This is a genomic window from Sphingomonas gilva (genome assembly GCF_003515075.1).
GTDB classification, from domain to species: domain Bacteria; phylum Pseudomonadota; class Alphaproteobacteria; order Sphingomonadales; family Sphingomonadaceae; genus Sphingomonas; species Sphingomonas gilva.
In genome coordinates this window covers 167,671-182,726 of sequence record NZ_QWLV01000004.1, presented here as the reverse complement: position 1 = coordinate 182,726, position 15,056 = coordinate 167,671, and the positions used below count along the sequence as shown (strand labels likewise).

General features: G+C 67.1%; 12 protein-coding genes. 6 read left to right on the top strand and 6 right to left on the bottom strand.

Annotated elements, in window-relative coordinates:
• Positions 1 to 6 precede the first annotated feature (6 nt).
• Genes rhmD through D1610_RS10930 form a run of 6 tightly spaced genes read left to right on the top strand, consistent with a single transcriptional unit; the run spans position 7 to position 5,870 of the window.
• Positions 7 to 1,200 (top strand): L-rhamnonate dehydratase, encoded by a 1,194-nt coding sequence (gene rhmD / locus D1610_RS10955; protein ID WP_118864214.1) that lies wholly within the window; start codon positions 7 to 9, stop codon positions 1,198 to 1,200.
• Between the two features lie 10 nt (positions 1,201 to 1,210).
• On the top strand, positions 1,211 to 2,083 hold the full coding sequence (locus D1610_RS10950; RefSeq protein WP_118864213.1) for a 2,4-didehydro-3-deoxy-L-rhamnonate hydrolase: 873 nt from the start codon (positions 1,211 to 1,213) through the stop codon (positions 2,081 to 2,083).
• Complete coding sequence (locus D1610_RS10945) at positions 2,080 to 2,826, top strand: SDR family NAD(P)-dependent oxidoreductase (protein ID WP_118864212.1); 747 nt, start codon at positions 2,080 to 2,082, stop codon at positions 2,824 to 2,826. Before D1610_RS10950 ends, D1610_RS10945 begins: the two co-directional genes overlap by 4 nt.
• The gene (locus D1610_RS10940; protein ID WP_118864211.1) at positions 2,827 to 3,729 is read left to right on the top strand and encodes an amidohydrolase family protein; all 903 of its coding nucleotides are present in this window, start codon (positions 2,827 to 2,829) and stop codon (positions 3,727 to 3,729) included. It begins immediately after the preceding gene.
• Positions 3,726 to 4,784: an L-rhamnose/proton symporter RhaT gene (gene rhaT / locus D1610_RS10935; RefSeq protein ID WP_118864210.1), complete on the top strand. Its 1,059-nt coding sequence runs from the start codon at positions 3,726 to 3,728 to the stop codon at positions 4,782 to 4,784. Before D1610_RS10940 ends, rhaT begins: the two co-directional genes overlap by 4 nt.
• Before the next feature lie 3 nt (positions 4,785 to 4,787).
• Positions 4,788 to 5,870: a glycoside hydrolase family 43 protein gene (locus D1610_RS10930; protein ID WP_118864209.1), complete on the top strand. Its 1,083-nt coding sequence runs from the start codon at positions 4,788 to 4,790 to the stop codon at positions 5,868 to 5,870.
• Positions 5,871 to 6,218: 348 nt separating this feature from the next.
• Here the strand turns inward: D1610_RS10930 and D1610_RS10925 are convergent, their stop codons facing one another.
• From D1610_RS10925 to bglB, 6 genes are all read right to left on the bottom strand, one after another.
• Positions 6,219 to 7,199, bottom strand: a complete 981-nt coding sequence (locus D1610_RS10925; RefSeq protein WP_118864208.1) for a glycoside hydrolase family protein — start codon at positions 7,197 to 7,199, stop codon at positions 6,219 to 6,221.
• A gap of 2 nt (positions 7,200 to 7,201) precedes the next feature.
• A complete protein-coding gene (locus tag D1610_RS10920) occupies positions 7,202 to 8,494 on the bottom strand; it encodes an oligogalacturonate lyase family protein (protein ID WP_222926992.1) in 1,293 nt (430 codons plus the stop codon).
• Positions 8,491 to 10,035, bottom strand: coding sequence for an MFS transporter (locus tag D1610_RS10915; protein WP_118864207.1), 1,545 nt, complete (start codon positions 10,033 to 10,035; stop codon positions 8,491 to 8,493). The genes D1610_RS10920 and D1610_RS10915 overlap by 4 nt, the downstream gene beginning before the upstream one ends.
• Positions 10,036 to 10,126: 91 nt before the next feature.
• Positions 10,127 to 12,541 (bottom strand): glycosyl hydrolase 115 family protein, encoded by a 2,415-nt coding sequence (locus D1610_RS10910; protein ID WP_245942163.1) that lies wholly within the window; start codon positions 12,539 to 12,541, stop codon positions 10,127 to 10,129.
• Entirely contained in the window at positions 12,538 to 13,926 is a 1,389-nt protein-coding gene (locus D1610_RS10905; RefSeq protein ID WP_118864206.1) for a glycoside hydrolase family 28 protein, read from the bottom strand. Before D1610_RS10905 ends, D1610_RS10910 begins: the two co-directional genes overlap by 4 nt.
• Positions 13,926 to 15,038 (bottom strand): beta-galactosidase BglB, encoded by a 1,113-nt coding sequence (gene bglB, locus D1610_RS10900; RefSeq protein WP_118864205.1) that lies wholly within the window; start codon positions 15,036 to 15,038, stop codon positions 13,926 to 13,928. Before bglB ends, D1610_RS10905 begins: the two co-directional genes overlap by 1 nt.
• Between the last annotated feature and the right edge of the window lie 18 nt (positions 15,039 to 15,056).

Sequence of the window (15,056 nt, the reverse complement as noted above, 5' to 3'; positions counted from 1 at the left end):
AAGATCGTGCCAAGAGGTTGGTTTCCGAAGATCAAGCAAGTGCGGGCTTTCGTCGTGCGTGGCGGCGGCGCGGATTATCATGATCAGGGCGAAGGCCATTGGATCGACGATCATATCGCGACGCCGATGGCGCGTTATCCCGAATATCGCCGGTCGCGCCAGAGCTTCGGCATCAATGTGCTCGGTACCCTGGTGGTCGAGATCGAGGCCGATGACGGCACCATGGGCTTCGCGGTGACCACCGGCGGCGAGCCCGCGGCCTTCATCGTCGAGAAGCATCTCGCCCGCTTCCTCGAAGGCCGCGACCCGCGCGAGACCGAGAAGATCTGGGACCAGATGTACTTCTCGACGCAATATTACGGCCGCAAGGGGCTGGTGGTGAACGCCATCTCCGGGGTTGATCTGGCGCTGTGGGATCTGCTCGGGCGGTTGCGGCAGGAGCCGGTCCATCACCTGCTGGGCGGCGCGGTGCGCGACGAGCTGCAATTCTACGCGACCGGCGCCCGGCCCGATCTGGCGAAGCAGATGGGCTTTATCGGCGGCAAGATGCCGCTGCACCACGGCCCCGCCGAGGGCATCGAGGGCCTCCACAAGAACATCGCCGAGCTTGCCGAGATGCGTTCGCGCGTCGGGGCCGATTTCTGGCTGATGCTCGATTGCTGGATGGCGCTCGATCTCGATTACGCCACCCGCCTGGCCCACGCCGCGCACGAACACGGCCTCAAATGGATCGAGGAGGCGCTCAGCCCGGACGATTATTGGGGCTATGCTGCGCTGAAGCAGGCCGCGCCCAAGGGCATGCTGGTCACCACTGGCGAGCATGAGGCGACCCGATGGGGCTTCCGCATGCTGCTCGACATGGAATGCTGCGACATCATCCAGCCCGATGTCGGCTGGTGCGGCGGCGTCACCGAGCTGATCAAGATCGCCAACTATGCCGATGCAAAGGGCGCGCTGATGATCCCGCACGGATCGTCGGTCTACAGCTATCATTTCGTCGTCACGCGCCACAACAGTCCCTTTGCCGAGTTCCTGATGATGGCGCCCAAGGCCGATCAGGTCGTGCCGATGTTCCACCCCCAGCTGATCGGCGAGCCCGTGCCCGAGAACGGCCGGCTCAAGGCCAGCGCGCTCGACAAGCCCGGTTTCGGCGTCGAGCTCAACCGCGATGTGCCGCTCGCGCGGCCCTACACCCACTGAAAAGGCACTTATGAAACTCTGCCGTTATGGCCCCGCAGGCCAGGAAAAGCCCGGTCTGATCGACGCCGATGGCGCGATCCGCGATCTGTCCGGCGTGGTTCCCGACATCGATCCCACGCAGCTTTCGCGTGACGCCCTCGCCCGTCTCGCCGCGATCGTTCCGGCGACGCTGCCCGCAGCGCCGGCGGGCGCGCGCTACGGCGTGCCGGTCAAGGGCATCGGCAAGATCGTCGCGATCGGCCTCAATTATGAAGACCACGCGATCGAATCGAACCTGCCGATCCCGACCGAGCCCGTCATGTTCATGAAGGCGCTGTCGAGCCTCAACGGACCCAATGACGACGTCATGCTGCCCAAGGATGCGACGCATGGCGACTGGGAGGTCGAGCTGGGCGTGATCATCGGCCGCACCTGCCGCTATGTCGAGGAAACGCAAGCACTCGATCATGTCGCCGGCTATGTCCTCGCCAACGACGTCTCGGAACGCTTCAACCAGAAGCAGCGCGGCAGCCAGTGGTCGAAGGGCAAGGGCCACGACACCTTCTGCCCGGTCGGCCCCTGGCTGGTGACGCCCGACGAGGTCGGCGATCCGCAAGCGCTCGACATGTTCCTCGACGTGAACGGCGCGCGGATGCAGACCGGCAACACCCGCACGATGATCTTCAATGTCGCCCAGATCATCTCCTATCTCAGCCGCTTCGTGACGCTCTATCCGGGCGACCTGATCATCACCGGCACCCCGCCGGGCGTGGGTGAAGGCAAGAAGCCCGACGCCGTCTACCTCAAGGCGGGCGACACGATGCGCCTCGGCATCACCGGCTTGGGCGAGCAGACGCAGAACGTCGTCGCCTGGCGCGATCTCGGCGAGGGTGTGCCCGCATGAGCCTGTTCGAAGGGCGTTTCGCCGGGCGGACCGCGATCATCACGGGCGGCGCATCGGGCCTCGGCAAGGCGGTCGCGCGGCGGATCGTCGCCGAAGGCGGCCAGGTCGCGCTGTGGGACCTGAACGGCGACGCCGAAGCGGCGACGCGCGAGATCGGCGCGGCGCACTTCGTCTCGCTCGACGTGTCCGACGCCGATGCCGTCCACGCCGCCGTGCAGGCGAGCGCCGGAGCATTGGGCAAGGTCGACATCCTCATCTGCTCGGCGGGCGTCACCGGCGCCACCGCGCCGGTCCACGAATTCCCGGTCGACAGCTGGCAGCGGGTGATCGACATCAACCTGAACGGCCTGTTCTACTGCTGCCGCGCCGTGGTGCCGCACATGATCGCCAACGGCTATGGCCGGATCGTCAACGTCTCCTCGGTCGCGGGCAAGGAGGGCAATCCCAATGCCTCGGCCTATTCGGCGTCGAAGGCCGGGGTGATCGGCCTTACCAAGTCGCTGGGCAAGGAGCTTGCCGAGAAGAACATCGTCGTCAACGCGCTGACGCCCGCGACCTTCGAGAGCCCGATCCTGGAGCAGCTGCCGCAAAGCCAGGTCGATTACATGCGGTCCAAGATCCCGATGGGCCGGCTGGGCGAGGTCGAGGAGAGCGCGGCGATGGTGTGCTTCATGGCGAGCGCGGAATGCAGCTTCACCACCGCCTCGACCTTCGACACCTCGGGCGGGCGCACCACCTTCTGAATGGGCGCGCGCCTCCCCTTCATCGACGCGCACGTCCATCTCTGGGATCTCGACCGGATCCGCTATCCCTGGCTGACGCCGCCCTTCGCCGATGACGGCCCCAACGGCTCGGTCGAGGCGATCGCGGCGACCTATCTGCTCGACGACTACCTCGCCGACGCAGCCGAATGGGACGTGCGTGGAATCGTCCATGTCGATGCCGGCGCCGATCCAGCGCAGGCGCTCGACGAGACGACGTGGCTGCAGGCGATGGCCGATCAGCGCGGGATGCCGAATGCGATCATCGCCTTCGCCGATCTCGCCGATCCCGATCTCGACGCGCTGCTCGAGGCGCACGCGGCGCATCCGAACGTCCGCGGCATCCGCCACATCGTCAACTGGCACGCCGACCCGCAGCGGACATACGGCCCGCGCGACGTGACGCAGGACGAGGCCTGGCGGCGCGGCTATGCGCTGCTCGGGCGCCATGGGCTGAGCTTCGACCTCCAGGCCTATCCGGGGCAGTTCCCCGGCCTCGCCACGCTGATCGAACGCCACCCCGAAATCCCGGTGATGATCAACCACGCCGGCATGATGGTGCCCGGCGAGGAGCAAGCCTGGCGAGCGGGCATCGCCGCGCTCGCCGCCATCCCGCACGTCGCGGTCAAGCTCTCCGGCATGGGCTTCACCCGCCGCCCGTTCGATCCCGAGCACGCGCGCGGCTATGTGCTCGCCGCGGTCGATGCGTTCGGACCCGACCGGGTGATGTTCGCCAGCGACTTCCCGACCGACAAGCTGTTCGGCGGCTTCGACGCGCACCTCTCCGCCTATGCCGCGATCACCGGCGGTTTCTCCGACGACGAGCGCCGCGCGATGTTCGCCGGCAACGCCAACCGGCTCTACCGGCTCGGGATCGACCTGTGACGCCCAACCCGCTGGCCGGCGTCTTCTATCACTGGCTCGGCGGTCTCGCCTCGGCGAGCTTCTACGTCCCCTATCGCGGGGTGAAGCGTTGGAGCTGGGAGATCTACTGGCTGACCGGCGGCATCTTTTCATGGCTGCTCGCCCCCTGGTTCTTCGCCGCCATCCAGACCGAGGACCTGCTCGGCGTGCTCGGCCGGACGCCCGCCTCCGTAATCGGCTGGCCGATCGTCTTCGGCCTGCTCTGGGGGTTCGGCGGGCTCGGCTACGGCCTGGTCATGCGCTATCTGGGCCTGTCGCTCGGCATGGCGGTGGTGCTGGGGCTGTGCACCGTGTTCGGCACGCTGATCCCGCCGATCTTCGCCGGCGAGTTCGCGGCGAAGCTGCTCGACACCCTCTCCGGCAACGTCATCCTCGGCGGCATCCTGATGACGCTCGCGGGCATCATCGTCGTCGCGATGGCCGGCGCGCGCAAGGACGCCGCGCTGTCCGAGGAGCAGAAGGCCGCCGCGGTCGCCGAGTTCGATTTCAGGAAGGGCATCGTCGTCGCGATCCTCGCCGGCATCTTTTCCGCCTGCTTCGCCTTCGGCCTCGCCGCGGGCGAGCCGATCAAGGCGATCTCTGCCGAGGCGGGCACCGGGCCGCTGTGGACCGGCCTTCCCGTGCTGTGCCTGGTCATGTTCGGCGGCCTTATCACCAACACCATCTGGTGCGTGGTGCTGATCGCGCGCAACCGCAGCGCGCCGCAATGGCTGGGCCGCGGCGAGGCGGCAGGCGCGCCGCTGGGGCGCAACCTGCTGCTCTGCGCGATCGCCGGCACCGCCTGGTATTTCCAGTTCTTCTTCTACACGATGGGCGAGAGCCAGATGGGGCGGCTCGGCTTCTCCAGCTGGACGCTGCACATGGCGTCGATCATCATCTTCGGCACGATCTGGGGCTTCGCCTTTCGCGAATGGAGGGACGCCGCGCCCCGCGTCAAGGCGATGGTTTGGGCCGGCGTCGGCATCCTCGTCGGCGCGACCATCGTGATCGGTTACGGCAATCTTCTGGCGGAGTAAGACATGCGCACCCTCATCCTCGCCGCCCTGCTCGCCGCCGCGGCCGCGATTCCCGGCTCGGCGCAGCAGGCTCCCGCTCCCGCCGAGGCGACGCTGCTGATGCCGCAGATGCAGCTCCACGATCCGTGGATCGTCGCCGACAAGGCGACGCAGACCTATTACCTGTTCAACCGCAATGAGCCCGCCATGTCGGGCGACCCGCGGCTCGGCACGATGGCCTATAGCAGCAAAGACCTGAAGCACTGGACCAAGCCCAAGGTCGTCTTCGCCCTTCCCGAAACCGGGACCTGGGCGAAAGCGGGCAGCTGGGCGCCCGAGGTGCACCCGTGGAAGGGCAAATGGTATCTGTTCACCACCTTCCATGACGAGGCCGCCAAGCTGCCGGCCCAGGGCAACCGCAAGCCCTATCGCCGGGGCACGGTGCTGGCGGTCGCGGACAAGCTTGAAGGCCCCTACACGCTCGTCGACAAGGGCGAGCCGATCGCGCCCAAGGAGCTGATGACGCTCGACGGCACGCTCTACGTCGATCCTGAGGGCAAGCCTTGGTACGTCTATGCGCACGAATGGCTGCAAACGACGATCGGCACGATCGAGGCCTTTCCGCTGACCGACGATCTCAAGCCCGCCGGCAAGCCGCGGCTGCTGTTCAAGGCGAACGAGGCGCCCTGGGCCCGCGGCCAGCTTCAGCCCGACGGCGATCGCGTATGGGTGACCGATGGACCCGAATTCTTCCGCACCAGGACCGGCGCCCTCCTGATGCTGTGGTCGAGCTATGGCGAGCGCGGCTATGTCCAGGCGCTCGCCCGTTCGAAATCGGGATCGATCGAGGGGCCGTGGGAGCAGCTCGACCCGCTGGTCCGGCGCGACAGCGGCCACGGCATGCTGTTCCGCCGCTTCGACGGGCAGCTTATGATGGTGCTCCATCGCCCCTTCACCTACGCGCTCGGCAAGCTCTACGAGATGCGCGACGACGGCGACAAGGTGACGGTGGTGCGCGAGGCGACCGAGCTGGACCTCGAAGCCTATCCGACGCACCCGTGCACGACCAAGGTATCGCCGACGGGCAACGCCCTGCCGGAGTGCTGATTCGCGCGCGCGGCGGACCCGGCGCGGCAAGTTGACACATTTGAGAAAGCGCCTTCCGGCGGCGGAATTCGGCGCTGGAAGGCGGCCGCTGCTTCGCGCAAGTTGACAGTGTTGAGGGATTTGACCCCCAAACGCATGTTCGCATGATCCTCACCACCGCCCGATCGAACGTCGGGACAGCTGGCTGCGCAAACCAAAGCGATGATTCGAGCGGGAACATGCTCGTTCTATAGCCTATTTGGTTATATGTAGGAAAGAAGAATCTTGCTTCAGGTTCTTCGATCGACAAGGCTGCCCTGTCGCCGCCTTCACGGGAGGCCGGCAATCCCTTACCGACAGCTTCGTCCCTTATGGCTGTTGTCCGGCGGGCGGCGCGAGGCGCAGCCGAATGGGCGCTTCGCGATCGATCGACAGGATGCCGTCCTGCTCCACGATCTCGGCGATCTGCAGCACGCTGCGGCGCGCCCAGGCGGGATCGCGCTCGGCCCGAGGCTCGCCGCCCTGGTGGACGAAATAGACCAGATAGGCACGGTCGCCGCTGACGATCACGTCAGGATGCTGCCCCTTGGCCCGATCGGTCGGCTGCTTGCCGGCATCGCCCAGCAGATAGCCCGGCTGGCGCGTCCAATGCGTCGCATCGTCGGAGCGCATCACCAGCAGCCCCTTCCACGCATCGCTCACCAGCCACCAGCGCCCCTTCCAGCGGAACGCCTTCGGCCCTTCGCCGGGCGTGTCGACCACCGTGTCCTTGACCTGCCAGTGCACGAGATCGGCGCTGTCGGCATAGCGGATCGCCTTGCCAGCGCGTTCGTTGTTGAACCACAGCCGGTAGCCGCCGCCGGGCAGCGCGACGACGCTCGCGTCGATCACCCGGTCGGAGCCGAGATCGAGCCGCTCCCCGCAGGTCCAGGTCTTGAGATCGCGACTGGTGAGATGGACGATGAAGCGCGGCGCGTTCCAGTCCACGAAGACGCCGGGCACCACGGTCAGCCACATGTGCCAGGTGTCGCCGAAGCGCTGCACCTCGGGCGCCCACAAAGTCTGCCCGGTGCAGCTCGCCGGGATTGCGGCGACGCCGCCATAGCGCCACGCCGCGCCGTCCTTCGATCGCGCGGTGCCGATATGCGTGCCGTGGACCCACGACACGTCCTTGTCCGTCACCGGCAGATCGGCGCGGCGGTTGGTGTAGAACATCACCCATTCGCGCGTGGCCGGATCGTACACCGTCGATGCGTCGGCCGCGCCGTCATGCACCGGATCGCGGAACAGCGGCTTGGGCGCGACCGGCGCGTCCTGCGCCGCCGCCAGCGCGAGCAGCGCGGCGAGCACGGCTATTCCGCCGTCGCCTCTGGCACGGGCACGATCGCGAGCGCCAACGTGCGCCCGTCGGTCTGGCGGCCCGACTGGATCAGCAGCCGGCTGCCGTCCGGACTGAAGCTCGGATGGGTATGATCGGGCCGCATGCGATGGCCGGTGGTGAGCAGCGTGCGTTCGCCCGTGCTGCGATCGATCAGATGGACGTTGCCGTCAAAATCGTCGCCCGCGGCGAAGCGCCCGTCATAGGTGACGGCGTTGTGCCAATAGCCGCCGGTGCTCGTCTCGTCCTTGGGGATGTTGGGGTCGTTGAACCCGGCGAGCGCGGTGCGCTTGAAATCCTCGATCGGGATCTGGCCGAGATGCTCGACCGTGTTGTCGCGCAGGTTCACCACCAGGATGCCGGTCGGCACCTGGCGCAGTTCCCGCTTATGCCCCATCAGGTTGAAGATGACGTGATCGGCGTCGGCGAACTGCTCGTGCGTCACCCAGTCGAGCGGGCCTTCCTTGTAGAGCGGGCGGTTGCCGCTGCCGTCGGCCTTGACCACCCACATGCGCTGCGGCGCGTCGCCGCCGGTCTCATGGCAATAGAGGATCTCGCCCGGCACGAACGGATTGGCCTGGACATGGCCCATGCGGAACGGCGTTTCGATGACGGTGCGCACCTTGCCGGTGGCGATGTCGATCGCGCGGATGCCGCCCGGCACCTGCGGCACCGGCTGGCCGGGCTCGCGGCGCGGCGCGCGGCGCGCATCGAAGCCGACATAGGCGGTCTTCTCATCGGCATCGAGGGTGAAGCCGCCCGCCTCGATATGGCCCTCCGGCATGGTCGCGACGACGCGTTCGTAGCCGCCCGCGCGCGGCGTGCCGGCGGCGGCGGCGGCGAGCAGCGGCGTCAGATCGACCTCGATCAGCCTGATCCGCCCCTCGGCGTCGCCCGGCGCGGGATAGCGCATGTAGTAGATGCGATTGGACTTGCGGGCGACATTGACGCTGCCCGCGCCGACGCCCGGCCCTTCGCTCAGCTGGACGATCACGCCGGTGATCTCGTCCACCGCGAAGATTTGCGATCCTTCCGCGCGCGCCGAGGAGCGGAAGACGATGTGCCGCCCGTCATGCGCCCATTGCGGATGCGTCGGGTAGATCTTGCTGTCGCCCTTCGCGCCGTCGGTCAGATAGGTGATCGGCCGGCCGGTGGTGCGGTCGACCACGGTCCGCATCTCGCTCGGATAGACGCGGCCGACCTGGGCGGCGGCGGGCGCGGTGATCGCGGCCAGGGCCGAAAGCATGAGGGTGTGGCGGATGATCATGCGGTCTGCTCCCGAACCTCTTTGACCTGCGCGCGCGCGACAGGGTTGTTTCCCCAGAGTTGCTCGTACCGCCAGCCGGTGAGGTCCTCGACGATCGCCTTGGTCTCGGGCGTGGGCGGCGCGGCGTCACCGCTCTTCAGCCGGTCGATTTCATCCATCAGCACGTCGTGCGTGGCCGAATTGAGCCGGAAGCGGGTGGAGACCCAGATGCCCGCCAGCAGCACGCCGATGGTGCCGATGCCCAGCACCATCGCCAGCGTGGTGATCGCCTGATCGCTCTGCACCTCGGCGCCCGAGACGAAGCCGCCCCAGCTCATGATCGTGGTCACCCCGAACACCGCCGCGGACTGCGTCATCTTGCGGACGAAGGTCATGACGCCGGCGAACGCGCCCTCGCGCCTGCGGCCCGTCACGATCTCGTCCACATCGGCCATGTAGTTGTAGGTCGCCCAGGGGATGTAGTTGAGCGCGCCGCGGCCGAGCCCGGCGAGCACGATCGGCACCCACAGCAGCAGATCGCCCGAGCGCACGCCCGCATTCCACATGACGAGCAGCACGATCGCGCCGAGCGCGAAGCTGACCGCGGCGAGCTGATAGGCCCGCGCCGGGGAGCTTCGGAGCGCCAGGTTGATCGCGATCATCACCGCGACGAACTGGACGATATACATGGTGCCGAGCAGCGAGGAGGCGACGGTAATCGAGCCCGCCAGCGCGAACACGACGAAGAAGGTGAAGGCCGCGTTGAACACGTCCTGGCTGATATAGCCGCCCAGATACATGCCGAGATGCAGGCGGAAGGCGCGGATGCGGAAGGTGGAGAACAGGTTGCGGTAGAGCGCCTTCACCGCCGCGCCGACGCCGGGCTTCGCCTCCCCCTCAGGCCTGAGCGCGGCGATCTCCGAATAGGGCCGCTCCCAGCTGAAAACGTAGAGGAGCGTCGCCGTCGCCATGAACAGGATCGAGAACAGGATGCCCATGTAGAGGAAGGTGTCGGCATTCTCCCTGCCCAGCGCCTCGATCAGCCAGCCGGGCAGGAAGCCCGCCAGGATGGCGCTCGCCTGCGCGAACAGGATGCGGATGCCGGCGAACTTCGCCTTGGTCCTGTAATCCTTGCCCATTTCCGCCGCGAGCGTCTCGTACGGGATGATCTCCATCGCGTAGACCAGCTCGAACAGCACATAGGTGATCAGATAATACCAGAAGCTCTGGCCGGAGACCCACATGATGGCGAAGGAAGGCAGCAGCGGGATCGCGGCGAGGATGAAGAAGCGCCGCCGCCCGAAGCGCCGCCCGATCGGCGTGTCGCCCATATTGTCGGAGATGTGGCCGATGATCGGCGAAGCGACCGCATCCAGCACACGCGCGACCAGGAAGATCAGGCCCGCCTGCCACGCGGCCAGCCCGCAAAAGGTGGTGTAGAAGAACAGCACCCAGCCCGAGATGACCGCCATCGACCCCGCGCCGAGCACGTCGTTGGAGCCATAGGCGAGATAGTTGATCGTCCGCACCGGCCGCGCCGCGGGAGCCTTGCTGTCCGCCAATCCATCCTCCTTCGCAGGGTGCCGGACATGCGACCGGTCACTTTATGCCATAATGTGAATTGCTATCACATAATATGGAACATTCAACCCATCATTCGCCGCTGATCGGAATCGCGACTAGGCGGTCGACCAGCACGCCGCCGCCGCTCGCCGACAGCGCGATCAGGTGCGCGCCACCACCCACAGCGTCCGCGACCGGCACGGCGAGGCGGTTGTCGAGCACAGCCTGCGACCAGGCGGCGTCGCCCGTCTCGCGCGCGAGGCGGATCGCATGCGATGTGCCGTCCAGCATCAGATCGAGAGCGAGCGGTGCGCCCTCGGCATCGGGGAAGGTTGGGACCAGCTCCGCCGTCAGCCGCCATTTGCCGGGCGGCAGCGTGAACGAACCGCGCGCCGAGACGGTTTGGCCGCTGCGCGACGCGATCAGCGCGCCATTGCGGCCCAGCCCATCGACGCGGCGCCAGTTCCCGGCGAGCGTTTCGGCCTCGATCGCGACCTCGCGCGCCGCCTCTCCTTGCGGCAGCGGCGCGCGCTCGACGGGTCCGGCCGCGATGGCGGGCAGCACCGGCGGCAGCGCGCGGTAGGACTTCCACTGGCCGTCGGCCGGCTCGACCGCGATGAAGCCCCGCCATTTGCCGTCGGCGACCGCGTCATACTGGGCGGTGAGCGCGGCGATGCGCCGGTCGGCGGCGTGCGCGCTCTTCGCCTGGACGAGCGCCGCATCGAGATCGCGGTCGCGCAGCCGGTCGTGCGCTTCGGCCGCGAACAGGCGGGCATTGGCCATCGCCGCGGATTCGACCGGATAGCCGAGCAGCTCGAAGAACGCGTCGCGCCGCGCGGCCGGCACGCGTCGCTCGACCGCCTGCAGCCGCTCGAGCAGCCTATCGAACGCCGCCATCCGCCGTGCCGCCTCGCCGGCGTCGTAGGGCGATCCGCGCACCCGCTCTCCGGTCCGCCACCATTGCAGGTGCTCGGGCCGCCTGATGAAGTTGAGCCGGTGATGCTCGGCAAAGATGTCGGCGATCTCTGCCGCCGGATCGGTGGCGATGTTCTCCGTCGCCCAGCGCGCAACGAAGCGATCCACGCCCATCGCGCGTGTGCCTGGTACGTCCCAGGCGAGCGACAGGAAATAGTCGGTGGCGAGCTCGGCGGGCTTCAGATCGCCGACATTGGCGATCCACATCCGGTCCGCGCCGAGATCGAAGGCGCGGCCCATCTCCTCGGCGATCAGCGCGGGCGGCGTGGTCGACAGCCATAGATAGGCGAGCGGCGCGCCGAGATAGGAGAGGTGGTAATAGACGCCGTGCCCGCCCGGCCGATCCCGTTCGGACGGCTGCGGGAAGCGGCGGATATAGCCGAAATTGTCGTCGGGCCACATCAGCGTGACATCGTCGGGCACCGCCAGCCCGGCGCGATAGATGTCGAGCACCTCCTTGTACGGCGTGAACACCTGCGGCGCGCCGGCGATGCCCGCCTTCGCCAGCATCGCGCGCTGATCGGCGAGGATGCGCGCCATCAGCGCCTTGCGATCCTCCATCGTCCCCGCGCCGACGATGCCGCTGTCGTGAATGCCGCGCATCCCCAACGTCCAGATGCTCTCATAACGGGCGTTGGTGGCGACGCGCTCGCGCCAGTAATCGGCCACCCCCTTGGCGTTGGCGGCGTAATTGAAATCCTCGCCCGGCGCGGTCCATTCGCCGACATTGTTGCGCAGCATCGGCTCGGCGTGGGAGCTGCCCATGACGATCGCATAACGGTGGGCGAGCGCCGCGTTGGCCGGGTTGGCGTTGAACGCCGGCGTCACCTTGTGCATCGCCGGCCACAGCGTGTTGGCCTTCAGACGCAGCATCAGCTCGAACAGCCGCGCATAGGTTTTCGGCCCGATGCCCTTCGCCTCGGGCTCGAAATGCGTCGCGGCCCAGGGATGCAATCCCCAATCCTCGTCGTTGAGGAAGATGCCGCGGTACTTGACCGAGGGCGGGCCGAAGCGTTGCGTCCCGGCGCGAACGTGCAGTTCGGGCTGGTTGAGCGGCGTGACATCGGCCCACCACCGCCATGGCGAGACACCGATCGCACGGCTGAGCTCGTAGATGCCAAAGGCGGTGCCGCGCCGGTCGCTGCCCGCGATGACGAGTGCTCGGGGCACGCCGGGGGCGGGATGCTCGACCGTGGCGATGACGAAACTTTCCCATGCGCCACGGAGCCGCTTCGCATCGAGCTTGCCCGAGGCGATCAGCCGGTCGATCGCGGCGTTGCGGCCGATCGTGCCGGCCCAGATCTGGCCGCCGCCTGTCGTCCGGCCCGTGACCGCGGCGAGATCGCGGCGCAGGTCGTCGGCCGCTATGCCGACGACCGCATGGTCGCCCGGCGCCGTGACGACGCTCGCCCCGGCGAGCGCGATGCTCCGGGCGCCGGGACGCGAGTCGATCCAGTCGGCCAGCTGCGCGCTGGCCGGCATGGCCGGAACGGCCAGCAGCAGCACGAGGAGAAGCAGCACGCGTCTCATCGATCGACACGCAGGCCAACGGCGTGATCGGCAAATACGGGCCTGCCGGTGACGTTCGCCACGCGGACGCCGCGGAGCGTGACATCTTTTACCGGCAGTTCGGCCGCGCCCTTGATCTCGCACAGAAATGCGGCGCTTTCGGCCCGGACGTCGCGGACATGAATGCCCTGGACCGGGGTGAGGCGCCGGTCATAGGTCGGGGTGAGCGTGCGCCATTGGTAGAGCACGTCGGTGTCGACGCTCAGCACGCCGCCGGCCACCTTGGTAGCACTCACGTTGGAAAGGTGGATGTTGCGGACGAAGCCGCCGCGACGCTCGTTGGTCTTGACGAACAGGATGTTCTGGATGGCGCTCTTCGCCGTCGAGCCCTGATGGTCGAAATGGCAATTGTCGACGAAGACATTCTCGATCCCGCCCGAAAGCTCGCTGCCAATCGCCATGAGCTGATGGCCGTTCCTCACGCGGCAGTTGCGCATCACGATGTTGCGCGACGGCGTATCGAGCCGCCAGCCGTCATGGTCGCGGCCCGACTTGACCGAGATCGCATCGTCGCCCTGATCGAACACGCAATCCTCGATCAGCACGTTCTGGCTCATCTCGGGATCGACCCCGTCATTGTTGTGCCCGTGGGCCTCGATGCTGACGCCGCGGATCACGACGTCGCGGCAGAGATAGGGATGGATCGTCCAGAAGGGACTGTTCTGGATGTGCACGCCCTCGATCAGCACATGGCGGCAACGGTTGAACTGGATGAAGTGCGGGCGGAGATTGGCCTCGCCCTTTGACATGTCGCGCGCCGCCACCGGAACGCCGTGCCGCGCCATCTGGTAGAGCGACACCAGGGCATCCAGATGCGGCTTTGGCCGGGCATACCAGATGCGCCATGTGTCGAGCCGGGCGAGCAACGTCCCCTCGCCGGTGATCGCGACATTCTCGCACGCATGGGCGTAGACGAGCGGCGAGTAGTTGTAGCACTCGATGCCCTCCCAGCTCGTCGGGACGGCCGGCAAATAGTCGGCCGGATCGGGCGAGAAGGCGAGCGTCGCGCCCCTTTGCAGATGCAGCTCGACATTGCTCCTGAGATGGATCGGCCCGGTCGCCCATGTGCCGGCGGGCACCACCACCGTGCCAATGCCCGCGGCATGCGCCGCCCCGATCGCGCGGGCGATGGCGGCGGTGTTGCGCCGTTGGTCGCCGGGCGCCGCGCCGAACTCCGTGATCGGAAAACGGCGGCCGGCGGCAAAATCGGGCATTTCGATCGCCGGCATGTCGAACGGCGCGGCGACCCGCACCTGTCGCCGCCGCGCGCCGCGCGCCCAGGCGGGACGCGCGGCGAGCAGCGGCAGCGCGACCCCGGCTTGGAGCAGGTCGCGCCGCGCGAGCATCAGATATAGGTCCTGAGGAACTCGGCCAGCGCGCAGACCGCGAGGCTCTGGCCGTATGGCATCGAGGTCAGGCGGATGTCCTTGTAGAATTGCAGCGTGTCGCCCATCGCGGTGCCGAACGACACCTGCTGCAGCTCGCCCTTGTCGTCGATATTGGCGAGCACGCCGCGCACCGCCTTGATGCCGACCGCTTCGTACTCGCGCGGCAGATAGCCCTTTCGCACCGCCTTCAGGATGCCATAGGCGAAGCCCGCGGTCGCCGACGCTTCGAGATAGCTCGACGGGTCCATCACCAACGTGTGCCACAGCCCGCTTTCGTCCTGCGTCTGGCTGAGCGTCTTCACCTGCGCGGCGAGCGTGTCGATCAGGAAGGTGCGGAACGCATCGCCCGGTTGAAGGTCGAGTATCTCGATGATCTCGGGGATGGCGATCGTCACCCAGCAATTGCCGCGCGCCCACAGGGCTTCGGCGAAATTATGCCGGCCGTTGAAATCCCAGCCGTGGAACCACAGCCCCGTCTTCTTGTCGAACAGATATTTGATATGGACCAGGAACTGGCGCTTGGCTTCCTCGATATAATGCGGGCGGCCCAGCAGCAGCCCGATCTTGGCGAGCGGCAGCACCGACATCATCAGCGTGTCGTCCCACATCTCGCCCGGATTTTCGTCATTATAGACGATGTGCTGGAAGCCGCCTTCCTCGGTCTTGGGCAGGCCATCGTCCGCCATCAGCCATTCGGCCCAGGTGTCGAGATAGGGGATATAGCGCGGGTCGGGCTCGTGCTCGTAAAGATAGGCGAGGGTGATGAACGGCGCGACGGTGTTGATGTTCTTGGTCGGCGTGCCTTCGGCGAAGCGGTCCTCGAACCATTGCTTGATGATCGACAGCGCCTTTTGGTCGCCGGTCTGCTCATAATAGCGCCACATGCCGAACAGGCCGACGCCGTGGGTCCATTCCCAGCCGGCCCAGCCCTTGGTGTCGATGATCCGCCCGTCCTCCAGATGGAGGAGGAACTCGCCGGTCTCGTCCTTGATGTTGACGAGGTTGTGCATCAGCAAACCGATCGCGTCGGTGACCTGCTGGCGGGGAACGTCGTGGGTAAGCGCGGCCATGAAATGGGCTCCGTTGGG

Bases quoted from the DNA above. Each gene is read 5' to 3' on its own strand.
- D1610_RS10940 (WP_118864211.1), top strand. From the start codon at position 2,827: ATGGGCGCGCGCCTCCCCTTCATCGACGCGCACGTCCATCTCTGGGAT.
- bglB (WP_118864205.1), bottom strand. From the start codon at position 15,038: ATGGCCGCGCTTACCCACGACGTTCCCCGCCAGCAGGTCACCGACGCG.
- D1610_RS10950 (WP_118864213.1), top strand. From the start codon at position 1,211: ATGAAACTCTGCCGTTATGGCCCCGCAGGCCAGGAAAAGCCCGGTCTG.
- D1610_RS10920 (WP_222926992.1), bottom strand. From the start codon at position 8,494: ATGATCATCCGCCACACCCTCATGCTTTCGGCCCTGGCCGCGATCACC.
- D1610_RS10905 (WP_118864206.1), bottom strand. From the start codon at position 13,926: ATGCTCGCGCGGCGCGACCTGCTCCAAGCCGGGGTCGCGCTGCCGCTG.
- D1610_RS10945 (WP_118864212.1), top strand. From the start codon at position 2,080: ATGAGCCTGTTCGAAGGGCGTTTCGCCGGGCGGACCGCGATCATCACG.
- D1610_RS10930 (WP_118864209.1), top strand. From the start codon at position 4,788: ATGCGCACCCTCATCCTCGCCGCCCTGCTCGCCGCCGCGGCCGCGATT.
- D1610_RS10910 (WP_245942163.1), bottom strand. From the start codon at position 12,541: ATGAGACGCGTGCTGCTTCTCCTCGTGCTGCTGCTGGCCGTTCCGGCC.